We start from the raw sequence: 23,368 nt of genomic DNA, 5'->3' as shown, positions 1-23,368 counted from the left end.
ACATTATTATGTCAAATGAAAGATCGTTGAAATTTCAAACTCCCACTTAACCATCCTAGAAAATGGAATGGTTAAGTGGGAGCTAATTAATTATTTTTATGGAAGAAGTGAACCAGGGAATACAGCAACGGATTGATAATCTCCGCCGACGGACGCAAATGCTGTCCATGTTGCTCCAGTGGAAGATGAAAGTATTGTTCCATCGTTACCCACTGCTATAAATTTGCCTGTTGATTCATCATAAGCAACAGCATTTAAATTGCTGGAAGTTGCAGGTGATGCTGCACTCCAAGTAATAGCGTCTGTAGAATACAGGATTAACCCACCAGTACCAACAGCTATAAATTTGCCGTTTCCATAGGCAACACCATTTAATTGCTTGTTATAGTAGCTATTGAGTATAAGCGGCGAAGAACTCCAGTTGGTGCCATTGGTTGAAGAATCAATGACTGGACGGAAAGTTCCTGTACCTGTTGGGTACATGCCTACTGTTACAAATTTACCATTACCATAAGTAATCCCATTGTAATTAAGTGCAGTAGCTGTAAGCTGGATTGACCAGTTAGATCCATTCAATGATGTCGCTGTATAACTTAGGTAATCCGTATTCCCGATAAGAACGAACTTTCCATTCCCATAAACGCCGTCTTTAATAATCCCCATAGCGTCACCACTGTTGTAGTTTGCGTTAGCATTTCTGTATCCATCTATTGTCTGCGTGAAGTTTGTTCCATCCGTCGAAGTATAACCGATTGTACTTGTGTTGTTTCCAATTCGATATCCTCCAGCAACGACATATTTTCCATTGCCATATACAGCAGCGTATACAGGCATTTGTTGTGCGTTATGATTCCCGTCTAAGGTTACAATAGGAGTGGTTCCGAAGCCGAAGCTATCACTAAGATAGCCATAGCCGATAAGACGGTCATTTAATGCAGTACGGGTTCCCAGTGCAAGCATATTGCTTCCTGCTGTGTAAAGTTCCATGTAGTTTAAGCTGTCGGGCGTGATATCAGCCCAACTAGCAAGCCCATCTTCAGAAGTGAAGAGTCCAGTATTCCCGCCAATCACAACGGAATGATTTGTAGAATTGTAAGTAGTTACTTGAATTGAATTACTTGGAGAAGACACATTTCCTTCTGCATCTCTTGCGTAAACTGTGAATGTATAAGTCGTTGACAATGCTAATCCGCTGACCGTATATACATTGCCAGACACGGTTCCAGCAAGGGAACTATTTACATAAATATCGTAAGCTGCAACGGCAACATTATCTGTTGAAGCTGTCCAGTTTAATTCTACAGTTGTTCCACTGTGTGCGTTCGAAATCAAACCACTAGGTGCGGTTGGTGGGGTGATGTCTGGAGCAATGGGAACGACAGATACAATGTTCGAATTCCCGATGTCCCCAACAGCATCGATGCCAGTAATTTTGTAGTAATAAGTAACGCCACCAGTAACACTGCTGTCTGTAAAGCTTGTGGAAGTTGAACTTGAAATTGTTGTATAGGGACCTGTTGAAGCAGCAGCTCTTTTGACCTGATACTCCAAAGCATTAGGGATAGGATTCCAGGCTAGCTGGACAACATTAACCCCTGGAGTAGCAGTAAGCTGTGAAAAAAGAGTCGTGATGGAAATAGTATTACTGTCTAAAGATAAATTGTTCGCAGAATCTTTTGCTTTAATTGTATAACTATACGTTGAGCCGGCACTAAGGCCGGCTAAAGAATATGTAGTCCCTGCGGTTGTACCTATTAATGCGCCATTCTGATAAATATTATAGCCAGTGACGGAATAATACCCAGCTGCAGATGGGGACCATGTTAGTGTTGCAGAATTTGTTGTGACATTCGATTGTGTGATCGACGCAGGTGGCGTTGGTCCCAAATTCAAACTTATTGTTTGGTTGATAAGGATGGGGAGTTGTGATGATGTCGTCGTGTTGTTACCCAGTTGTCCGTTGCCATTGCTTCCGAAAGTATAAAGTTTCCCAGTATCAGTAAGTGTAATAACGTGAAAATTACCACCACCAATAGCGATAACATTGCCAGGGATGCCGGAGACTAATGCGGGAGTATAGAAACTTGAAGTTGCGCTTGTACCGGTTCTGGTGTTGTCTCCCCACGCCCTTACTTTCTTGTCAGTGCCCAAAGCAACGCTTTGCGTATTCCCCATGACGATATCCTTAACCCCTGATAGGTTAGCGATCAGTGTCGGGGAATAGGCGGTGTTTTGTGAGGGTTGACCTAGCAAGTAGGAATTATTTGTCCCCCAGGAAAGCACATTCCCGGAACCGTTGAGTGCCATGGCTCCCTGCCAAGCTCCTTTAACTTTAGTAATGTTAGATAGACCAGCAATTTTCTCGGGTGCACTGATTATATAAACACCCGAAAGATTCACAACTTGTTTGTAGAAATTGTCCCCCCATCCTGCTACAGTGCCGTCTGTCATAACTGCATAGGAATTGCCTCGAGTTGCATTGATAGATTTAGCAATCCTGTTACCAAACCCGGTATAGGTTGGAAAAACAACTTCTGTGGGGATGGAAGTGCTTCCAGTACGACCTAATTGACTAGTACTGTTGTCTCCCCATGAGTAGACTTTCCCCTGATTATCAAGTGCGAGATTATGATTCATATAAGTACTGACTTCAACGATAAAAATACCTGACAATGTTGTTAATTCCTGTGGTGTTGTTTGTGGAGATCCAGTTGTGCCAAGACCAAGTTGGCCTAAATCATTTGCACCATAAGCATAAACCTTCCCATTTGTTGTTAAGATAAGCGTATGTCCTGCACCAGTGGAAACACTTGCAACATTGGGAATCGATAAGGCTGCGACTGGGATTTTTCTATCAACGTTAGTCCCGTCACCGATTTGATAAGTAGAATTTGCCCCCCAACCATAAATAGTACCGTTGGCATCAATTGCTTTGGATGAAGTTCCTCCTCCACTAAGTGATAGCGACGGGCTAATTGCAAATGAGGTAGATGAATCGAAAAGCAATCCAGATAACAATAAAGCACTAGTAAAGAATAAGAACATTAATCTTTGTTTCAGCTTAGACATATTGATTCTCCTTTTTTGTATAATTATGGAACGGTTGAATCTATTGGTAGATTATAGATATTTATTGGTAGAATAGCAATAACAAAAAACACTCATTTCAGAATATGGAATGAGTGTTTTTTGTTATAACCTGGGTACTCAAATGTCAGAAGATTTGGTCTGTCAAGCCCGCCTTATTCCGTGGTTTGGGCACCCCATTTGAGCGACCATTTCTCCATCTCTTTCAGAGAGGATTGAAAGTCTTCGCCTTTGGCCGTTAATGAATATTCAACGGACACAGGAACTGTGGGGAAAACCTCTCGGCGGACGATGCCATTTTTCTCCAGGTGGCGAAGCGCGTCTGTTAATGACTGAGTCCTAACGATAGCCAGATCTCTGTGCAGCTGCTTGAAACGTCTTGGTCCTTTGGCCAATTCAGCAATCACCAGGAAGGACCACTTGGCCCCTAATATTTGGAGCACCGAACAAATGGCCGAGGAATTTTGTACTTCTTTTTCCGTTGATTCCATGCTTCATTCACCTGCTTACTATTATATAGGTAGTCAAAATATTTGGATAAAGACCAGTAGTTTTGCCTTCTTACCTAAAGTATGCAACTTCATTATAATACATTCAAGAGAAGTTGAGGAGGATGATTATAATGAATCGCATGACGATTTATATGCTTACAATTGGGGTGTTTCTAACAGCTACTGCTGAATTAATTGTCTCTGGTATTCTTACGTATATTGCTGAAGATTTGCATGTATCTTTAGCCCTTGCTGGGCAATTAATTACCGCTTATTCTTTATCCTTTGCCGTAGGAACTCCTATTTTGGTCTCATTGACTTCCCGAATGGGTCGTAGAAAGGTACTCATTGGCTCACTGTTCGTCTTTATCATGGGAAGCTTATTGTCGGCTATGAGCACGACTTTCATCCTGCTAATGTTATCTCGAGTGGTGCTTGGGATCAGTGCTGGAGTCTATTTCGTCACGGTGTTCGGGGCTGTCGCGAAGCTGGTCATTCCAGAGAAATTAGGCAGTGCGATTGGCACCATTGTTCTTGGCTTTAGCACAGCAATGATCTTGGGAGTGCCCATGGGAATCTTGATAACGAAATGGCTGAGTTGGCAGGCTATATTTGTCATACTGAGTTTGCTTAGCTTGTTGATTGCTTATAGCATCTATCGACTTGTACCGGAAATTGAGGGGGATGCGCCTATTTCTTTTATGAAACAATTTAAAGTATTGGGCAGCTTTGCTATTGTAAGCGGGCTATTCATTACTCTTTTCAAAGAATCCGGAAGCTCCATCCTATTCACATATATGACACCATTTATGCAAGAGATTCTGGGGCTCAAAGCGACCGCGATTAGCTTCCTCATGCTTGTTCTTGGTGTTGTTGGCTCAATTGGTTCCAAGTTTGGGGGATATGGTGTTGATAAATGGGGGGCTGCCCGCATGGTTTCGATGAGTTTAATTGTACAAATTACAGCTGCGGCCTTGTTGCCCATCGCCGTTGGTTCGCTGCCGCTTAGCCTGCTATTGATCGGCTTTATCGTGTTGTCGATGTTTGTCAGCGGTCCTGCTGTGCAAAGCTACTTCATTCAGCAAGCTCCGCAATCCGCCAATCTTGTTCTAAGTTTGAATACGTCTATCGTACATCTAGGATTGGCAGCCGGAGCGGGAGCAGGCGGATATTTGTTAGATTCGACATCGACACTGTTGTATCATCCTTGGCTGGCGGGAATTGTGCTTATGCTAGGATTAACCGCAGCTATCTATAGCTTCTACCCTAGACATAATCGCAAAACGACATGGTCTGCCAAATGAGGTAGTTCAGCGAGTCATAACGATCTGTTATAATGGCCTAGACAGACATTTCATTGAATCTTGATAAGCTTGCGCGGGGGGTTAGAAAACCTGATTTTATAAGGTTATTTTTCTTTATCAGGATTACTGATAGATCTTATAAGTTCATTCTAATTGACCAGATCTCTCAAGCATGGTAGGTTCAGATGAGTGAATAGTGAGATATGTAAAGGGTTTCTTATCAATGCAGGCTACGAGAGGTGGATATTCTTGGAATTTCAAGTAACAAACAGTCCTTTTAACCAGGAACAAGTAGAATTGCTGAATCGTCTGTTACCGACATTGTCGGAGACACAACGGATCTGGCTGAACGGGTATCTTGCGGCTACCCAAGGATCAGCAGTAAGCGCAACAGCGGGGGCGGCTACAGGAAGTCCGGTTGTGACTTTAGCGACGAACGCGCCGGTTATTTCCAAGGAAGTAACTGTGCTTTTCGGCTCCCAAACCGGCAAATCTCAAGGTTTGGCCAAAAAAGTTACGAAAAAACTGGAAGACATCGGCTTTCAGGTAACGCTCTCCTCGATGGCGGATTTCAAGCCGAACAATCTCAAAAAAGTACAAAACCTGCTTGTTCTGGTGAGCACACATGGGGAAGGCGATCCGCCTGACAACGCTATTTCTTTCCATGAGTTCTTGCATAGCAAACGTGCGCCTCAGTTGGAAGATCTGCGTTATTCCGTGCTTTCACTTGGAGATACGTCCTATGAGTTCTTCTGTCAGACAGGCAAAGATTTCGACAACCGTCTGGCTGAACTCGGCGGTAAACGCCTAACTCCTCGAGTGGATTGCGACGTTGATTTTGATGAGCCTGCCGGAGAGTGGATCAGCGCTGTTTTGGGCTCTCTGAATCAAGCTTCATCCGCATCCGTTGCAGTTAGCGCGGTCGGTACGGCAGGAGAGAGTGGAGCTGAGTCCGAATTTTCGAGAACGAATCCGTTTCAGGCAGAAGTTCTGGAGAATTTGAACTTGAACGGGCGTGGTTCCGACCGTGAAACACGTCACCTTGAGATTTCGCTCGAAGGATCAAACTTACAATATGAGCCAGGCGATTGCTTGGGTATTTACCCAGAGAATCACCCGCGTCTTGTTGAAGAATTAATTGAAGCTATGGGATGGAAATCCGATGAGCTTGTAACGATAAATAAAAATGGGGAAAAGCGTGCCTTGCAGGATGCTTTGCTTCGCAATTATGAAATTACCGTCTTGACGAAACCGTTACTGGAACAAGTTGCCAAACTTACTTCCAACAGCGGGCTGCAAGAACTGCTTGCGGCAGGACGTGAACAAGATCTTAAATCTTACCTTGTTGGACGCGATTTGCTTGATTTGGTACAGGATTATGCACTGAAAGGTGTCTCATCTGCAGAATTTGTTGGCATTCTTCGGAAAATGCCTGCACGCTTGTACTCCATCGCGAGCAGCTTCAAATCCTTCCCAGACGAAGTGCACGTTACCGTTCGCACGGTTCGTTATGAGGCGCAAGGCAGAGAACGTTATGGCGTTTGCTCCGTACAACTCGCAGAACGCATTCAAGCTGGCGATGCGCTGCCGGTCTATATTCAGAACAATCCGAACTTCAAGCTGCCCGAAAATCCAGAAACGCCAATCATCATGATTGGTCCAGGTACGGGCGTTGCTCCGTTCCGCGCATTCTTGGGTGAACGTGAGGAGCTTGGAGCAGAAGGGAAATCTTGGCTCTTCTATGGTGATCAACATTTCTCCACTGATTTCCTTTACCAAGTTGAATGGCAGAAGTGGCTCAAGAATGGCGTGTTGACGCGAATGGATGTTGCATTCTCCCGCGACACTGACCAGAAGGTATATGTACAGCATAGAATGCTTGAGAAAAGCGCTGAGCTCTACAAGTGGCTCCAAGAAGGAGCTTGTGTTTACGTCTGTGGCGATGAAAAGAAAATGGCTCACGATGTTCACGCAACCTTGGCAGCGATCATTGAACAAGAAGGAAGTTTCAGTCCGGAAGAAGCTTCTGAATATTTGACCCGCATGCAACAGCAAAAACGTTATCAAAGGGATGTTTACTAAACGCCAAGTTTACTAAACCTATGTCTCAGAGATCGCGAGAGGAGTAAGGCCGACAATGTCAGATAATAATTTAGTATCAACAAATAGCGCACCGCACAGCGATGTAGAGGAAATCAAGATCAGAAGTAACTACCTCCGGGGGAGCCTGGAAGAAACGCTGAAAGACGCGATCACAGGCTCGATTCCCGAAGACGATAATCGGTTAATGAAATTTCACGGCAGCTATATGCAGGACGATCGCGACCTGCGTAATGAAAGACAAAAGCAGAAGCTGGAACCAGCTTATCAATTCATGCTTCGCGTCCGCGCAGCGGGCGGGATCGTAACGCCGGATCAATGGCTTATGATGGATCGCGTTGCTCAGAAATTTGCCAACGGTACGATTCGTTTAACGACACGACAATCTTTCCAATTGCATGGCGTTCTCAAGTGGAACATGAAGAAAACAATTCGCGAAGTGAACGATGCCATGTTAAGCACATTAGCAGCTTGCGGAGACGTAAACCGTAATGTCATGTGTAATCCGAATCCGTTTCAATCGGATGTTCATGCAGAAGTTTATGAATGGGCCAGCCGCGTGAGCAATCATCTCGATCCCCACACCAGAGCCTATCATGAGATTTGGCTCGATGGCGAGAAAGTTGTAGACAGCTTGGAAGGCGTAGAGCAAGAACCTATCTATGGACATGTCTATTTGCCGCGTAAGTTTAAAATTGGTGTTGCTGTTCCTCCTTCTAACGATGTGGATGTTTTTTCTCAGGATCTGGGCTTCATTGCTATCGTTGAAAATGGACGTCTTGTAGGCTTCAACGTTTCCGTTGGCGGCGGCATGGGGATGAGTCACGGCGATACGTTGACGTATCCGCAAGTTGCCCAAGTTATCGGATTTATCAAGCCGGAACAAATGATTGATTTGGCCGAGAAGACGGTTATGATTCAACGTGATTACGGCGATCGTTCTGTACGCAAGCATGCACGTTTCAAATACACAATTGATGACCGCGGCATCGATTGGTTCATAGGTGAACTGACAGCCCGTTTGGGTTGGAGTTTGGAACCAGCGCGTGCTTACCATTTTGACAACAATGGAGACCGTTATGGTTGGGTAAAAGGCAGCAATGGCAAATGGCACTTCAACCTGTTTATCCAAAACGGCCGTGTGAAAGACGATGACAACTTCTTCTTGATGACGGGACTTCGCGAAATTGCCAAAGTGCATACGGGAGACTTCCGTTTGACAGCGAATCAGAACCTCATTATCGGCAATGTTAGCAGTCAGAAGAAGAAAAAGATTGAGGAGTTAATCAAAGAGTATGGACTTACCGACGGGCTTCATTACTCCGCTCTGCGCAGAAGTTCCATGGCTTGCGTGGCATTCCCAACGTGTGGATTGGCTATGGCTGAATCCGAACGTTACTTGCCGTCTTTGATCGATAAGCTTGAACCCATGCTGGATGAAGCTGGCCTGCGGGAGAAAGAAATCGTCATCCGCATGACGGGTTGCCCAAATGGCTGCGCTCGCCCTATGTTGGCAGAAATCGCGTTCATCGGCAAGGCTCAAGGCAAATACAATATGTATTTGGGTGGAGGCCACACCGGAAATCGTTTGAACAAACTGTACAAAGAGAATATCGGTGAAACGGAGATTCTGGATTCCTTGAAACCGATCATCAATCAATATGCCAAAGAGCGTGAGGATGGCGAACACTTCGGTGACTTTGTGATCCGCGCTGGATATGTGAGAGAAGTACGCTCAGGACAGGATTTCCACGCATAAAAGAAAGAAGTGCATCTGCGATTTGCGGATGCACTTCTTTTTGTTCTGGACTATGTTCTTAGTATTCTCAGCTCTGTTGCTTCTTTAATCCATTGCGGGAACTCATTGAGAAGCAGATTGTACAACGTTTCATCGGAGATGGCGGCTATATCATCGATATGAATAAAATTAGCATTGTCCACAATGCGGCCTTCCATGGTATCCAACTTCTTGAGTACTTCGAAATCAGAGCGGCCTATGCCGACGAACTGCCAGAAAATTGGCTGAACAGCCGCTTCCGTTATCACTTTTTTGATAGATTTCAAGACGCCGCCATCATTAATGAATACTAAGAATACAGGGAGGGAAGAAACTTCTTCTTTGGTGTACTTTTTTATTACATCCTTCATGACAGGAGGTTCATTATTATAACCGAATTTATGGATACTGCGATTGCTGATAATTTGATTTTGAACATAATTGTCAAAATCTGCTTCAGTAGCAGGGGATAATCTGCTGAATTCATTATCATAAACCCACACATCGAGGCTGGCATTATCGTCAAATTTACAGGCTACAGCCAAAATACGCTCGACGACCTCTTGAACCGTTCCATTGTTGTATAGATGTCTCATCGAACCTGAAATATCAAGAACTAGTCCGACTCTCGCGGTCAAATGAGTCAATTGTTTCTTTTCCAAAGTGATTTGCACAAGCTTCTTGCGCAAATCAATGGTTGAGAGCATTTTCTCCTCCTGAGGGAGTGGAAGTTCTAGATGGGCTTGAGGATTCTCCTCTACTTCCAAACCAAAGCTCGTGCATAAAGCAGCCAAACCTCCAAAAAAACCGCTCCCTATTGCGTTAAATTTCCACTCCCCATTATGCCTGTATAATTCACTTGCTACGATAGCCGTCTCCTTGTGTAAATCTGTTCCATAGTCAAAGCGGCAGATTTCTTCATTTCGTTCGTTATTGACTAAGGTGACAAAAAGATTAGACACATTTTTCATGATATAACCATGTTTTTCAGCTTCATGAATGGTGACAGTGAATGCTAATTTAGCGGCGCTCTGCGGTATTTGTGATAAGTTAATTTGGATTGATTCTTTGACAGTACTATGACCAACCATTTGCTGATGGGAGATAGCTCCATGATAAACGGACGGATTGCCGTAGAAGACGAAGTCCTCATCCTGTTCGCAACGGTTTCTGGCAGACAGCACAAAACAGGCAGCATCAATATTCATTTCTGGTACTGTAGAGGTCCAGCCAAACTGCAGACTAAGCGTAGACACGTTTGCACCTTTGGTAACGTCTACTTTTTGTCCTTTAGACAATAACATTTAGGTTCTCCTCTGTTTTGGAAATTGTTGTATAGTTTCTATCATAATGGAAAGGGTAGATTTAGAGAAGCGTTTGTGCAAATTTAATGTCATTTTCTGTGAAAAGCTTGCGAAAGAGGGAGAATATTCAGCCGCTTGTGCAAAACAAACACGGCAAAAAAGGGCTTCCCCCAAAGTTGATGAACCTTGAGGCAAGTCCCTCTGCGAACTCAATAAACGTTATTTGATCAAAATGGTCTGTTTTGAAAATGTAACGAATTCCCGATGCACTATTACATGCAAATGATCGCCATTCTGCCTATAGTCTACTCGATAACGCCAAGACAGTTCGTTAAATCGCCAAAGAGGCTGTTTTCTCATCTATAAGCATCCTACAGTTCATTACATGACAGATCGATTGCGCGGGTGCTCGGGGCAGTTCTGGGAGGTGCAGTGTCGTGCCGTGCCGTGATACAGCGGTACTCAGCTCTATTCTATGAAATCGCGACTGGACACTTCCTATGTTATAATGAAAAGAAAAAGGGAGAAACTTTATGAGCGATCCACGCAAAGAGCTTTGGGAAAAAAGAAAACAACTAGGTCGATCCAAGTACTTAATTTTGTTCGGCTTGCTCCCATGGGGCATTGGACTAACGATCTTAACGAGTATTATCGAAATTATCAGTTTCAAAGCACTCAACCCAGTCTGGATTCCGATTCGCCTGCTCGTCTTCTTTTTCATCGGTTTCTTCGTTGCGAATGCCCGTTGGCATGCCATGGAAACCCGTTATGAGCCTTATGTAAGACGACCTTAAAGGGTCGTTTTTTCTTTTTACTCAGTGTAAAAAAGTTTGATCTTCGACATCATCGGTATGAAATAGAGAAGCCGTCCGGCTCAGTTTAAAATGCTCCTCCAAATCGGTGCGTATGGTGCCAACCGCCAAAATAGCATCTTTGAATTCTTCGCGTTCCACCCACTTGCTGTGAAACAATTCGTCCGACACATCCTGAAAAGCTTCATGTAAATTGTTGTCATACCAGTCAATTTCACTTGAAGCATCTTTGCGGTAAACGTGTCTCAAATCAAAATCATGGTCCAGCGTCGCAGCGAATTCAGCGAGTAAGACACCATGCACACCGTCAGCTTTGACTTCTATATCGACGCAACGAACATCATTTCGTTCAGTGTAACGCACGATATTGGCTTGTTTGATTTTCTTCATGTTCATACCCTCCGAATAATTTAATCATAGAGAGAGTATTTCCCGTTTTACAGGTTTTATCAACCGCCTGGCGCGAACCATATTTTGCGAAAATCGACCCACCCCAGATCGTTAAGACTCACGCCTTTGATCGAGTCATGATAAGTTGTTTGCTGCGAGCGATGAAGCACGAAAAGAAAGGATTTTTCTTCCTGTAGAATTTCAACCAATTGATGAAGCTTGCCAATACGTTCCTCTCGATTTGGATTTTGGAGGATTTGATCTATTTCTAGGTCCACCCAAGCCATGCGCTGCTCGCCTAAATGGGCACGGACGTAGCTGTTGCTTTGTTTCAACGTTTGGATAATATGAAGATCATATTCACTCTCCATACAAATGTGATAGAAAATCAAGTCCGATTCCATGATCGTTGAGAGGTTCATCATGTCTGACTTGCTGCGAGTTGTCAGTTCAATGGTTATGCCTGCTCGGGCACATTGCTCACAAATCCATACGGCATCTTCGTTGTGGTTGCTATAGATGTACATGTGAAGAACTTCCCCGCGATACCCCATCTCTTCAAGCAACCGCCTGGCTTCCGCAAAATCTGTCCGATAGGGCGCTTCGGATCCACTTTGATTCAACGATGGCAAAAAGCTGCTCGCTGGGGCTTCTCGAAAGCCGCCAAGTTCCTCAATCATCCGCTCGCGATCAATAATCAAGTCGATTGCTTTGCGAAAATTAGGGTGCTGCTGAGGACCTTTTTTGCTCCTGTTGAACGTAAGCAAGCTGCAGCCGAGAATAGATTGCTCGATCTGATGCCACTCCGAATCTTTCCCAACCGCACCGACAGGTTTGCGGGAGTTATTGTGATCGCACAGCACCTGAACCATATCCCAGCTCGGACCCACTTCAGATAAATCCGGCGGCAGCAGCCAAATTTCCACTTGATCGAGATGGGGTCTGACACCAAAATAACTGTCAAAAGCACGAAGTTTGCATATATAATCATCGTTGCGTTCCAAACGAAAAGGCCCTGTACCGATGGGCATACGCCCAAAAATGTCCTCATTATCACGGCAAATTTCCTCAGGTAGAATAGCTAGCGAGGAGTGAGCTAATTGTTGAAGGAAGAGCACATTCGGCTGTTTCAGCTCAATAGCGATCGTGCTGCGGTTCAAAACCGTCATATTCTCAATCGTTTCCGTCATCCAGCCCTGGCTAGCTGATAGACCCAAATCCTTGAGCCTGGAGATCGAATAATGAACATCGTGGGCTGTCATTTCTCGACCGTGATGGAACAACACGCCTTTTCTCAAATAAAAGGTGTAATGCAGGCCATCCTCACTTATCTCCCAGTAATGGGCCAAATGGGGCTCAATCACCATCGTTTGCGAGTTATTTTGAACCAATGTATCAAATATTTGATTGATCAGATGACTGTCGAAGGCGAAAAAAGAAAATGCCGGGTCCAACGACACCAGCCACTTATAAACGGGGAATCGCAGCGTATCCTTATAACGCTCTTCATATTCGACAGCGCGATAGCCAAAGAAGCTGAATAACCAATCGATGAAGGAATCTTGCAGCGCTTCGCCCTTGCCCAATTGGTGAATCAACTCAATAGTCCCTTTATAATCGCCTTGACTGGCTAAGGCCATCGCTTGTTTCGAGATCATATCCTCAGCGGATACGAGAAAAGTTAACTCTGAGACATTCCCGCGGCCTCTGCCGGGCTTCCAAGAAATCCACTCTTGCTCACACATCTTCTTCAGCAGAATCTTCACGTTCCGCGTCGAACAGTACAAACGATCTGCAAGTTCATCCAAAGTAATCGGCTGTGGTTCCTGCTCAACGCCATGTGGAAAACTGGCCCTGAGCTCGAAAAAATGGCTTAAAAGCTGCATCGATTCAATCCTTTCCTTAAAAGGGGAAATAGTTAAACAGAATTATACACTTTTTGTTCCCCTTATTCCAGATGTAAACTAGACCTATCAGGAAAAGAAAGGAAGGTGATCATTATGCAATCAACAGACTTCTATGCATCTGAGAAATTGATGCAGTGGCAACAACAGGGTTTGGAAATCGAAGCTCGCGAGCTATGGAAATTCAAATCGGTCAAAAAAAGAAAAGTCTACATGCTGCTGACTAACTTATTCTTCTTCGTTTAATCCATCGACGGATTCCGAAGCCAATCAGGATGATGAGAGCTGCGAGAACAACACCGATGGAATCGATAGCTACATCAATCGCATGTCCGGTTCGACCAGCAACAAACGTTTGATGCCATTCATCGGATGCCGCATAAAGGATTGAAATGAAGGAGGAGGTGATCAGTGCGATGACGACTTTAACTTGCTTCGCCACAAGCGCTAAGGACCAGAGCAGGGCTAGGATAGCGAATTCGCTGACATGCCCTGCTTTTCTTATGAAGAATTCGATAACGCCGACGGGGTCCTGCCATGAGATCTTTTGGTGGTCATAGGAAAATTCAAAATGAGGCAAACTCTTTTGTAAATAATTGCTCGAGAACTTGGATTCCAGAAGCGGCCGCAAGCTCTGTTGTTCATACGATTCTGCTGATTTGAAAAAAATAAAGGCCATCCAAAGGACGGCTGCAGCTAAAAATAAATAAAAAAAAGTCTTGGAAGATGACAGCTTCACAGGTGAAAAATCCCCTTTTATGGATTCAATTTCTTACGAATACTGAACAAAGCAAAAAACTCAATAACCATCAAATTCACCGCAGAAACGCCATAGAAGGCCATTCCGAACATCATGTAGAATCCTTCCGGTGTCACGGATTTCCACCACAATGCCGCGGCAAGCGTCAACACAATATTCAAAGCCGTCGTTATCCAGAAAGAGAATCCTAAGCGATTCGTTCTCCGCATTAACCACACGCCAATCACGAATGGGATTACAAAAGCAATCCCTAAGAATACCCAATATAACACTGCATTCGACACGTTCCGTCACTCCTACACGATCAACTAGTTTATTTTACTAGGTTAGCATGAATAAGAGGCTGAAAACAACGTTTGCTCCACTTTGCAACAGAAACGTCAAATGACCAACGCAAATAATTAGGTTTCAAAAATATCTCTGTTAAGGACTTGCCTGAGTCCTATAATTCATGTATAATACGAAAAGTCGACATGAATTAATCGACATTGCGGGGCCTTAGCTCAGCTGGGAGAGCGCATCGCTGGCAGCGATGAGGTCAGGGGTTCGATCCCCCTAGGCTCCATATAGAACGAAAAAAAGAACATGTCATTGGACATGTTCTTTTTTTCGTTCAAGGAGCCCAGGGTAGAGAACCCCGGCGGGTTCGCCCGCGCGGACGGAACGGATGAGTGAGCTTTGAAAACCAGCGTTAACTGGTGGAATTGAGCGCCTAACAATCCATCTGTAATCCTTATGAACTGTATGATGCTTATAGACGAGAAAATGGCTGCTTTGGCGATCTAGTGAATGTCTTATTTTGGGCAAATAAAGGTTATTGAGTTCGTAAGGGACTTGCTCAAGGTCAATCGGACTTTGAGCAAGTCTCTTTGGTAATAGTAGGCGAACCGCTACATAAATGAGAGTGGATATGCCCACTAGTGATCTGGCTGTAATGACTATTGAAACGTACGAAAAACTGGTTGGAAAGTTCGAACTATATAAGCTGCTTGATGAAGGTATGGATGCACTGAAAATGCAAAAGGTACGATCTTTTGATGAGGCATTTGCAGATATCGAGAAAAGAACTCCGGAGTGAGGCTTAAATATCGTTTAGTTATCACTGAGCCGGCAGAATCGGATTTGCGAGAAATCGCCGACGAATTGATTGAACCGACGACAGCTCGAAAAATGATTGTCAGAATCTCTGAAGCTGCTTTTCAATGGGAGCAAATGCCTTCTAGAAATAGATTAGTTCGCGATGAACGAGTGGCAGCGAACGGCATTCGACATTTACTTGTGGACGTGTACGTCCTGTTCTATGTCATCTCGGAAAAAGAAGATACCGTTACATTTATTTGGATTATTTACTTAAAGAGGAAATAAAAATTACTGGTAGTGAATCTGACTCACTCGGGAGGGCGCATCGTTGGCAGCGATGAGGTCAGTGGTTCGATCCCCCCAGACTCCATATAAGAAAAACCGCGGTCAGTCTTCTTAGAATTCATGATATGCATACCTCTGAACACAAACTTTTCAGGCAAATGAAAGTTGCTCTTTTATTTGTGAATAATCACCACTCATAAATCTTGTGTATATACACTCTACCTGCTTCACGAAATTAAGTAACTCAGCATAAATACCAAGTTCTTTTAGCAACTCAACATCCTCTACTTTATATAACAGTATCCTCCATACCTTTTCCTTTTTTTCACATAAGGTCTTGTTTTTTTGAAGCTCTTTGAATTTGCTTTTCTTCATAAGTTTTGGATATGCATCCAAAACATTTGCAATTTCCAGATTCTCAATCAAACTTATCTCATCGCTAATACAACAACCGGAAGATTGTTGTATGCCAGAGTTGTTATACTCAAATTCAATTCTGCAATGAAATAAATGATTTAGAACTTTGCTATCATCATCTCCATTTTCTAATTTGTCCAAGTATTTTTTTATCATAGGTTCCACGTAAGATTTATTAAAATGAAAAGGATTGAGCTCTTCAAACATTTTATGCATACATCTTTCCCATTCATAGCACTTGAAATAATAAACACCGTAATTCGCATAATATATGCTCACTTCCGGCCTAAAAGCATGTCTGGTTTCAAGTTTAAATTTGTAAAAATTGTCACCCCAGAGCTCGTGATAGTACTTCTCTAGCTCATCTAATTCATCACCTTGGCTAGCCATAGTCCATAGAAAAGCATGACTAAATATAAAGAGTGGTATATGAAGAAAACGCACCCATTGTTCGTCCCGCATGATTACATGTCTATAGACAACTTCTTGAAGTGAAACATCATTTTTTAAGTAATAGTTGTAAACATCGCTAGACAAAAATTCGTTCAACCGTAAAATAGGCTCTTCCTGATATATAAATAGATAAAAGCTTTCCGCGCAGAAGTTCACGAGCTTTTTTATCAACTCTCGATTATTTTGACCGATATATGACAGCATAGTCATACTAAGGGCGCTCTCTTGCTTAGAAAAAATGCAGTCAAAATCGAACAACGAGGCGAAGAGCAGATCAATAGATTCTTTCGTTTGTAAGAAATTGAAAATATGATGCGGACTACCAGTTTCGAGTACTTGATTCATTTTCGCCTTAATTGCTGGGTTTATGTTACTTTTTAAAATAAACTCAACAATCTGTTCTTCATCTAAATACGTTTCACTTGGCCCGAATAACCATTGTTCCGCATCTTCTTTTACAATTTCATAAAGCTGTTCTTCACGATCTATGTAGTCGTGAGATGGCTTTTGAGCCACTTTCTTTTTCTGTGTAACAGCTGCTGGTTCTCTTCCACACAATGAATTTACTTTTTGTCCAAACTGTTTCGTATATCGCAATCCGAACTCTTTGAGAATATCTGGAATAGCATCAATCAGTATATCTAGCTCAAGATCCATGGAAAATTCCTGAAGTAACTCTATTTCAGAGAGTATATTATTCTTCATTCCATTTTTAAGTTTATGAAAATAAGTAGTATGAAACGCATCGTACTCTTCCGAAAACACTTCTTGAAATTTTTTCATTGCTGAATAATGAAATAAACTGAATGCAGACTCATAATATTTAGCAATGATGTCTTTACCATTGAAAGTCATCCCCTTTTTTATGCACCTGATAATTATATCTGGTAGATTATGCAGGTCTGCGTATTTTGATTCTAACTCCCCTCTATTCATAGATAGGCAATAGTCGTTTATTTTAGTTTCTAAAAACCGAAAAAGAGTAGGGTGCCTTTTGGGGTCACTAGAACGAAGTAAGTGAAAGAACCTATGAAGTTCTTCTCTCTGGTTGAAAAAATCAGTATCCACTTCCCAATTCCAACTTCCGTCGTATTCCATGAAGCTATATTCATAATCATGATAATGCAGGATGCATCGCTGCTCTATTAAACTTACAAGTTTTTCACTACAGTGTTCTGAGTAATTTTCAAGTAAAAATTGAAGCTGATTGTAGAAAGCGCAGCATTGTAAAATTAGAGGAATATACTGTTCACTGTTTTGGGTTATAAAAGAGTGAACAAAATCCTGCACTGCCGGCATGTTAAATTTCAGTAAGATTTCTTCCTCTTCGTCGCTGTAGAACGATTTGATCAATGTTTTCTCAAGTTCTGCAATGCACTTACTTAAATTCATTACTTTTGTTGGGTCGCTGGAATTATGGATATATCCCACATAGCAAGATTGCATATCTGCCAAGCGCATGGGAGTTGATGAGATTAATAGAAGCATTGCGACTATTTGTGCTTCTGGCGAGAGTTCTTCAAAGATATCCTCCCAGAATGAACCAGGGTTATCGAAATAATCACACAGTTGTTCGAAATACTCTTCGGGTGAACAATCGTCCTCTGGCCTTTTGTCCAAAAAAGTTACTATTACGCGGGGGTTATAATTCTGATGGAGTATAATTTCTTTATATTGTAAGAATATAGTACTAACATATTCGTATCTAAGCTTAGATGTGTAGAGATGTCTAAACAAGATACTTGCTTTTTCTCCTTCTCCGTACTCTTCCATTGTACAGATTATTGAATGCTGGTCCAAAGTGTCTTTTAATCCTGGATGTTTTTGTAGCCCTTGTTGAAGTACGTACTCTCTTGTCGTTAGGATTAGACGTTGCTTCCCTTCGGACTGAACGATACGTCTAATAAGTTTATTTAGTCCATTCTCCTCATTCCTGTGCCTGTGTTCCTCGTGAAAGATACTACCCCAAAAATCATCCAAGATAATGACTTGTTTCTTATCATCTTCAAACATTATACGGACATCATCGATTGAATTAGCCCAGACAAACCCATCCAATTCCTTAGGCTGCAGATAGGCTAATGCCATAAGGTAAGCCATAGATGTTTTGCCAACACCTGGCTCTCCAGAAAGAATGATGACGTTGTTTTGTGACCACTTATGCAACGCCTCTCGATAAATTCTGGTTGGGACAAATGATTTCGATTCTTTGATTGCCTCTTTCAGTTCTTCAGCTGACTCTTTATAGAGTGCGCGGTGTACGGTTTCATGTAACACTTTCTTGAATATACTAATACTAGGAACCCAGAGATTGGGATACGCCTGCACGATCCAATGGTATGTTGGTTCATTAAGTAACCTGTTTATATTCCTAGTACTTAAAATATCGTCTTTACTTGAAATATACTCACCGAACAATGCTAAAATTTTTTCTTTCTGGCCTAGACCAAAATCAATTGAAACACCTAAGATGTATCGATCTGGATTTAGTTTACGTACCTTAGGAAGTTCTAAATGCTCTAAGTTATAATACAATTTATTAAAATCTTGATAGCGTTTTGCTTGAACTATTGTTTTCTTACTATCTCTATCCGTATATGAGCCGTCAATACCCATGTCACGTCCTTCTTTGTATGTTTCTAAAAATATCCCTTCTCGCTGCTGGACAACATCACAGACCAACCCTTCGAACTCAAGTGGTTCTAGTAATGCATGAAAATCATAATTGAACATATTCCATCCTCCATTAAGGCATTTTAACGGTCTATTTATTACAATGAGTGGCTTAATTCAATAGTATATTTACTTCCAATATTATTCCATGAAAAAGAAAATAATCAATGAAAACGAACAAAACTCAATGAGCCTGACTACATTACGGAGAATGGACAAGGTAATTTGGCGTGTTGAGTATTGAAGCATACGAAAAAATGACTGGAAAGTTCGAAGTATATAAGCTTGCTGGATAGTTTTTCATTAGGCATTTGCAGATATTGAGAATGGAATTCCAGAGTGAGTATAAAATGTGGTTTGGCGATAAAAAAAACGGCAAAAACTGATATTTGGGAACTCACAAACTATATCGCGTTTGAATTGGTACTACCCAGCAAAACTTGTGAAAATTGCTAAGATCATTTATTTTTTTGGATCATCCGTGTTATTTATAGTGAAAAGCATTGAAGCAGCTTGCTTTAATTTTTGGTAGTGATACCCGCCTCACCCGGGCGGAACAGATGAATAATCTTCGAAGAATAGCTTTGCGTGCAGAAGCACAGTGTTTGAATCCACCGCTAAGGGGAGTCTGCGTCGAATTGGCTTCGTCAGCGATTAATCGAGATTCCATCCCATGGTGGATAAGCGATTTCCGCGAGAGCATTCAGTAGTGATCTAAGCTCCAGAATTGAATGAAATATTAGCAGGATACTAAAGCCTCGCCTAGGGGGAGTTGTAAACAAAACGACTCCCCCTTCGGTGAAGGAGAGAGCCAATAGCGTTTTGAACAATTTAAAACTGCGTGGCATACAAATTTGCGTACACGCCATTTCGCGCAAGCAATGCATCACGCGTACCATGTTCCGCAATACCATCCTCCGTCAGTACAATAATTCGCCCTGCATTGCGGATAGTGGAAAGGCGGTGGGCAATGATGATGGTTGTACGCCCATTTGCCAGCAATTCTAATGATGCCTTTATGATTCTTTCGCTCTCATTATCCAGTGCACTCGTCGCCTCATCCAAAATAAGAATGGGTGGTTTTTTTAGGAATACGCGAGCAATGCTTAGCCGCTGCTTCTGTCCACCGGACAGCTTGACACCTCGCTGGCCAATTTCGGAGTCATACCCTTTTGGCAGTTTCATAATAAAATCAAGGGCATTGGCATTCTTGGCTGCTACTATAATTTCTTCATCGCTGGCTGCTTGATTTCCATACCGGATATTTTCCATTACCGTCCCAGCAAAAAGGAAAACATCTTGCAGTACAAAACCAATGTTTTTTCTTAATGACGCTGGGTCGATATTACGAACGTTGATCCCATCTATTAATATTTCCCCGTCTTTCGCATCATAAAAGCGAGGGATGAGCGAGCATAATGTCGTTTTTCCCGTACCAGACGGACCCACTAAGGCAACATACTCACCCGGCTGGATACGAAGGGAAATGTTTTGTAAAACTCTGTTCAAATGTTCTTCATAATAGAAGGAAACATGCCTGAATTCAATCTCCCCGTGAATCTCCGGAAGAATTATGGCATTCGGCTTGTTTTCGATTGAAGGCTTCAAATTCATGATTTCCATAAAACACTGAAAGCCAGTGACGCCTTCTTGAAGCTGTGTGCTCATATGATTCAGTCGTTGAATCGGCTTTAAAGTGGGGGTTGTAATGCTGAAAAACAGCGTTAAGAGGCAGAGAAGAGCACTATAAATGGCAATTTAGTTGGGATAAGGTTGAAATTGCATTTAGACTTAACAGTGGACACAACGAATTGGGAAATTAGATAATAGACCTATCTAAATGACGAGGTGTCCGAGATGAATGAATTCCGCCAACGGTACAATCAAAAGTTCAAAGAAGAAACGGTTAAGTACATTCAACAACATAGTAAATCGATTCCGGATATTGCAAACGAACTGAACATTCCAGCGAAAACATTGAGCAGTTGGGTCAGTAAATATCGCCAATTTCCAGATGAGCCCTTCGTAGGAAGTGGCAATCTACGTAGCCATGACCGGATCATGAAAGACTTGGAACAACGCAACAAAGACCTAGAGGAAGAACTAGCTATCTTAAAAAAGGCGCTGCACATCTTCAGCAAAGACCCGAAGTGAGATTCAAGTTCATTGATGACCACCGTTCAACATTTCGAGTTGAGAAGATGTGCAGCGTACTAGGTGTATCCAAGAGCGGCTATTATAAATGGCGAACCACACCCCCAAGTGAGCGGAAAAAGCACCGCGAAGCGTTGGCTAAAGAGGTGGAAAAGGAGTACTTGGAATCGGATCGGAATTACGGGAGTCCGAAAATCACAAAGGAACTGAGAAAAAAAGGTTTCAAAGTCGCTGTCAAAACGGTTGGACGCATCATGAAAAAGAAGGGCTTACGCTCACAAGCTATAGGGAAATTCAAGGTACAAACAACGGATTCCAATCACAGCCACCCGATTGCGCCAAATTGGTTAAATCAGCATTTTGATGTGTGTACAAGACCGAATCAAGTATGGGTTACCGACATCACGTACATCCATACACGTCAAGGAAACCTTTATTTAGCAAGCGTTCTTGACTTGTTTACCCGCAAAATCGTTGGCTGGCAGCTGGGCAATCGCATGACCGTGGAACTGACGCTAGACGCCTTAAATCAAGCATACGAAGCCAAAAGGCCGCCTAAAGGCCTTATCCATCATTCAGACCGGGGATCGCAGTATGCATCTAATGAGTACCGTAAACAACTGAAAGAATACCATATGATTCGTAGTATGAGCCGTAAAGGCAATTGCTACGATAACGCTTGTATAGAGGCTTTTCACAGCATTCTCAAGCGGGAATTGGTGTACAGATATAAATTTCAAAGCCGCCAAGAAGCACACCAACGAATCTACTGGTACATTGAGTTTTTCTACAACAGGAAACGTACGCACAGCAAGCTTGGCTATTTGTCTCCAGACAAGTTTGAATCCCAGTACTACAAGCAAATAAAACTGATTTCTTAGCTCTTTTTTTTGTGTCCACTCTATTGACTCAGATACAAATTCAGCGTTAAAGCGGCGTCTGAGGCTAAAGTGGGAGCTGTAACGCTGAAAAACAGCGTTAACTGGTTAAACAGAGCCGCCTCACAAACAATATGTCCTTCTAATGAACTGGATGATGCTTATAGATGAAAAATGGCTACTTTGGCGATTTTATGAACTTGAAGGACGTTATGGAGTAGTCTATAGGTGGAATTGTGAATGTTTTCTTTAAATAACGGATTGAGAATTCATAAGATTTTCCCTATGAACGATTTTGATCAAATAGCGGTTATTGAGTTATCTGATAGTAAAGATGACGAAAACCTGATCTCAAGAATAACTTGATCTCAGGTTTTCGCCTTGGAGAGATACCGTTTAAATGAAGGATATGCTTAATCTAGTTATTTTTTGGAAATATCGTTGAAATACACCACTTCTTCATTTGATATCATTTTTACTAGTTGTGGCGAGGCCCAATATTGACCATTATATTTAATAACGTCACCTGATGCCAAATACTTTAACAATGAAGCCGGATCTCCTGTGCTATATTGTACCCAACCTGTTAGATCTAGCGTGCCATCAGATTTCTTTGCAGGGGAGGAGGCTTGGCTGGAGTTCTTATTTTTTGATTTGTTTGCATCAGCTACAGCCTTTGCTTTTGAATCAGCCTCAGCCTTAGCTTCGGCCTCAGCTTTTGCTTTAGCTTCGGCCTCAGCTTTTATCTTTGAATCTACATGCGCATCGGTTACTTGTATAAATGACAATAAACTTTCTTTTGCTTTGTCTTGTTTAATGTTGATTGTTTTTACTTTTGCATCATCAATTTCTTTTCGGGTAATGGATTCTTTTACAGTAGATTTCTCAGATGAAGTGAATAAAGCATCAACCATCCTTGTTGCAGTCGAAATTTGTTCTTTTTGAGTTTCGGCATCATTAATTTTAGTCATCAGTTCATTTACAAAATATGGTTTATCCGATTTCAATGTATCTAGCTGGTCTTTGGAGGACTTTATGTCAGCCGATTCAACAATTGCGCCATTTTTATCGAATAGTTTATCTATATTTTGTTTAATGTAGAACATCTTCTCCACATAACTTATGTCTAAAGAAGCTTGATTTAATAAAGTGGAAGCTTGAGGCGAAAGTTCTTTATTTTTAATATTTATAAATAAGTCATTTGTACTTTTAATCATGTCAGTATTAACATTATCTACAAGATTCATTTTGTGGTTGTCTTTATAAAGGGAGTTTACCTTCTCTTGAATCGTTGATATGTCTGTTAATATGTCCATTTCTTTCTTCGCTTTATCATCATTAATTTTCCAAATGACTAAACCCGAAATACCTGCTACTAGTAATAAAGCGACAATTGAAATAATTGCTGTTTTTTTCATGCACAATCTCCTTGGTTTTAAATAGAATTGTAATATATACCATTTATTTGTACAAGGTAAATTGTGGTTTTTTTCCTGCCG

At 42.2% G+C, this 23,368-nt stretch carries 16 protein-coding genes, 1 tRNA gene and 3 pseudogenes; 9 read left to right on the top strand and 11 right to left on the bottom strand.

Annotated features, from left to right (window positions below; genetic code table 11):
- Positions 1 to 96: 96 nt before the first annotated feature.
- Both LOZ80_RS21460 and LOZ80_RS21455 read right to left on the bottom strand, forming a co-directional pair.
- Positions 97 to 3,069 (bottom strand): fibronectin type III domain-containing protein, encoded by a 2,973-nt coding sequence (locus LOZ80_RS21460; RefSeq protein ID WP_238166616.1) that lies wholly within the window; start codon positions 3,067 to 3,069, stop codon positions 97 to 99.
- Positions 3,070 to 3,242: 173 nt separating this feature from the next.
- A complete protein-coding gene (locus LOZ80_RS21455; RefSeq protein WP_238166615.1) occupies positions 3,243 to 3,578 on the bottom strand; it encodes a winged helix-turn-helix transcriptional regulator in 336 nt (111 codons plus the stop codon).
- Between the two features lie 131 nt (positions 3,579 to 3,709).
- Here LOZ80_RS21455 and LOZ80_RS21450 point away from each other — a divergent pair, with 131 nt between their 5' ends.
- The 3 genes from LOZ80_RS21450 (at position 3,710) to cysI (ending at position 8,741) form a co-directional block, all read left to right on the top strand.
- The gene (locus tag LOZ80_RS21450) at positions 3,710 to 4,882 is read left to right on the top strand and encodes an MFS transporter (RefSeq protein WP_238166614.1); all 1,173 of its coding nucleotides are present in this window, start codon (positions 3,710 to 3,712) and stop codon (positions 4,880 to 4,882) included.
- Between the two features lie 249 nt (positions 4,883 to 5,131).
- On the top strand, positions 5,132 to 6,964 hold the full coding sequence (locus LOZ80_RS21445; protein WP_238166613.1) for an assimilatory sulfite reductase (NADPH) flavoprotein subunit: 1,833 nt from the start codon (positions 5,132 to 5,134) through the stop codon (positions 6,962 to 6,964).
- Between the two features lie 55 nt (positions 6,965 to 7,019).
- Positions 7,020 to 8,741 carry an assimilatory sulfite reductase (NADPH) hemoprotein subunit gene (gene cysI / locus LOZ80_RS21440; RefSeq protein ID WP_238166612.1) on the top strand — a complete coding sequence of 574 codons (1,722 nt, stop codon included), beginning with the start codon at positions 7,020 to 7,022 and terminating at the stop codon, positions 8,739 to 8,741.
- 50 nt (positions 8,742 to 8,791) lie between these two features.
- Here cysI and LOZ80_RS21435 read toward each other — a convergent pair whose 3' ends face one another.
- Entirely contained in the window at positions 8,792 to 9,466 is a 675-nt protein-coding gene (locus tag LOZ80_RS21435) for a vWA domain-containing protein (protein WP_238173068.1), read from the bottom strand.
- Positions 9,467 to 9,541: 75 nt separating this feature from the next.
- Positions 9,542 to 10,063: pseudogene (locus LOZ80_RS21430) on the bottom strand (TerD family protein); the annotation flags it as partial.
- A gap of 533 nt (positions 10,064 to 10,596) precedes the next feature.
- On the opposite strand from LOZ80_RS21430, the gene LOZ80_RS21425 reads away from it, so the two are divergent.
- Positions 10,597 to 10,857: a hypothetical protein gene (locus LOZ80_RS21425; protein WP_189007895.1), complete on the top strand. Its 261-nt coding sequence runs from the start codon at positions 10,597 to 10,599 to the stop codon at positions 10,855 to 10,857.
- Between the two features lie 21 nt (positions 10,858 to 10,878).
- Here the strand turns inward: LOZ80_RS21425 and LOZ80_RS21420 are convergent, their stop codons facing one another.
- Both LOZ80_RS21420 and LOZ80_RS21415 read right to left on the bottom strand, forming a co-directional pair.
- On the bottom strand, positions 10,879 to 11,265 hold the full coding sequence (locus LOZ80_RS21420) for a hypothetical protein (RefSeq protein WP_238166611.1): 387 nt from the start codon (positions 11,263 to 11,265) through the stop codon (positions 10,879 to 10,881).
- Between the two features lie 59 nt (positions 11,266 to 11,324).
- A complete protein-coding gene (locus LOZ80_RS21415; RefSeq protein ID WP_238166610.1) occupies positions 11,325 to 13,151 on the bottom strand; it encodes an SgrR family transcriptional regulator in 1,827 nt (608 codons plus the stop codon).
- A gap of 114 nt (positions 13,152 to 13,265) precedes the next feature.
- On the opposite strand from LOZ80_RS21415, the gene LOZ80_RS21410 reads away from it, so the two are divergent.
- Positions 13,266 to 13,415, top strand: a complete 150-nt coding sequence (locus LOZ80_RS21410; protein ID WP_238166609.1) for a hypothetical protein — start codon at positions 13,266 to 13,268, stop codon at positions 13,413 to 13,415.
- Here LOZ80_RS21410 and LOZ80_RS21405 read toward each other — a convergent pair.
- On the bottom strand, positions 13,393 to 13,908 hold the full coding sequence (locus tag LOZ80_RS21405; protein WP_238166608.1) for a VanZ family protein: 516 nt from the start codon (positions 13,906 to 13,908) through the stop codon (positions 13,393 to 13,395). The genes LOZ80_RS21410 and LOZ80_RS21405 overlap by 23 nt on opposite strands.
- Before the next feature lie 17 nt (positions 13,909 to 13,925).
- The gene (locus LOZ80_RS21400; protein ID WP_238166607.1) at positions 13,926 to 14,213 is read right to left on the bottom strand and encodes a hypothetical protein; all 288 of its coding nucleotides are present in this window, start codon (positions 14,211 to 14,213) and stop codon (positions 13,926 to 13,928) included.
- 208 nt (positions 14,214 to 14,421) lie between these two features.
- Between LOZ80_RS21400 and LOZ80_RS21395 the strand changes: the two genes are divergently transcribed.
- From LOZ80_RS21395 to LOZ80_RS21385, 3 genes are all read left to right on the top strand, one after another.
- Positions 14,422 to 14,494, top strand: a tRNA-Ala gene (locus LOZ80_RS21395).
- Between the two features lie 345 nt (positions 14,495 to 14,839).
- Positions 14,840 to 15,007 (top strand): hypothetical protein, encoded by a 168-nt coding sequence (locus LOZ80_RS21390; protein ID WP_238166606.1) that lies wholly within the window; start codon positions 14,840 to 14,842, stop codon positions 15,005 to 15,007.
- The gene (locus tag LOZ80_RS21385) at positions 15,004 to 15,294 is read left to right on the top strand and encodes a type II toxin-antitoxin system RelE/ParE family toxin (protein ID WP_238166605.1); all 291 of its coding nucleotides are present in this window, start codon (positions 15,004 to 15,006) and stop codon (positions 15,292 to 15,294) included. Before LOZ80_RS21390 ends, LOZ80_RS21385 begins: the two co-directional genes overlap by 4 nt.
- 150 nt (positions 15,295 to 15,444) lie before the next feature.
- Here LOZ80_RS21385 and LOZ80_RS21380 read toward each other — a convergent pair whose 3' ends face one another.
- Together LOZ80_RS21380 and LOZ80_RS21375 are read right to left on the bottom strand one after the other, a co-directional pair.
- Positions 15,445 to 18,897 (bottom strand): nSTAND3 domain-containing NTPase, encoded by a 3,453-nt coding sequence (locus tag LOZ80_RS21380; RefSeq protein WP_238166604.1) that lies wholly within the window; start codon positions 18,895 to 18,897, stop codon positions 15,445 to 15,447.
- Between the two features lie 771 nt (positions 18,898 to 19,668).
- A pseudogene (locus tag LOZ80_RS21375) lies at positions 19,669 to 20,532 on the bottom strand (ABC transporter ATP-binding protein); the annotation flags it as partial.
- A 162-nt stretch (positions 20,533 to 20,694) separates the two neighbouring features.
- Here LOZ80_RS21375 and LOZ80_RS21365 point away from each other — a divergent pair.
- A pseudogene (locus tag LOZ80_RS21365) lies at positions 20,695 to 21,872 on the top strand (IS3 family transposase).
- Between the two features lie 419 nt (positions 21,873 to 22,291).
- Here LOZ80_RS21365 and LOZ80_RS21360 read toward each other — a convergent pair.
- On the bottom strand, positions 22,292 to 23,287 hold the full coding sequence (locus LOZ80_RS21360; protein ID WP_238166601.1) for a toxin Cry1Ac domain D-VI-related protein: 996 nt from the start codon (positions 23,285 to 23,287) through the stop codon (positions 22,292 to 22,294).
- Between the last annotated feature and the right edge of the window lie 81 nt (positions 23,288 to 23,368).

The organism is Paenibacillus sp. HWE-109 (genome assembly GCF_022163125.1).
Lineage (GTDB): Bacteria > Bacillota > Bacilli > Paenibacillales > NBRC-103111 > Paenibacillus_E.
This window is presented reverse-complemented; position numbering and strand designations above follow the sequence as displayed.

Coding starts and splice junctions, on each gene's coding strand:
- LOZ80_RS21460 (WP_238166616.1), bottom strand. CDS start 3,069: ATGTCTAAGCTGAAACAAAGATTAATGTTCTTATTCTTTACTAGTGCT.
- LOZ80_RS21455 (WP_238166615.1), bottom strand. CDS start 3,578: ATGGAATCAACGGAAAAAGAAGTACAAAATTCCTCGGCCATTTGTTCG.
- LOZ80_RS21450 (WP_238166614.1), top strand. CDS start 3,710: ATGAATCGCATGACGATTTATATGCTTACAATTGGGGTGTTTCTAACA.
- cysI (WP_238166612.1), top strand. CDS start 7,020: ATGTCAGATAATAATTTAGTATCAACAAATAGCGCACCGCACAGCGAT.
- LOZ80_RS21435 (WP_238173068.1), bottom strand. CDS start 9,466: ATGCTCTCAACCATTGATTTGCGCAAGAAGCTTGTGCAAATCACTTTG.
- LOZ80_RS21425 (WP_189007895.1), top strand. CDS start 10,597: ATGAGCGATCCACGCAAAGAGCTTTGGGAAAAAAGAAAACAACTAGGT.
- LOZ80_RS21420 (WP_238166611.1), bottom strand. CDS start 11,265: ATGAAGAAAATCAAACAAGCCAATATCGTGCGTTACACTGAACGAAAT.
- LOZ80_RS21415 (WP_238166610.1), bottom strand. CDS start 13,151: ATGCAGCTTTTAAGCCATTTTTTCGAGCTCAGGGCCAGTTTTCCACAT.
- LOZ80_RS21410 (WP_238166609.1), top strand. CDS start 13,266: ATGCAATCAACAGACTTCTATGCATCTGAGAAATTGATGCAGTGGCAA.
- LOZ80_RS21390 (WP_238166606.1), top strand. CDS start 14,840: ATGCCCACTAGTGATCTGGCTGTAATGACTATTGAAACGTACGAAAAA.
- LOZ80_RS21380 (WP_238166604.1), bottom strand. CDS start 18,897: ATGTTCAATTATGATTTTCATGCATTACTAGAACCACTTGAGTTCGAA.
- LOZ80_RS21360 (WP_238166601.1), bottom strand. CDS start 23,287: ATGAAAAAAACAGCAATTATTTCAATTGTCGCTTTATTACTAGTAGCA.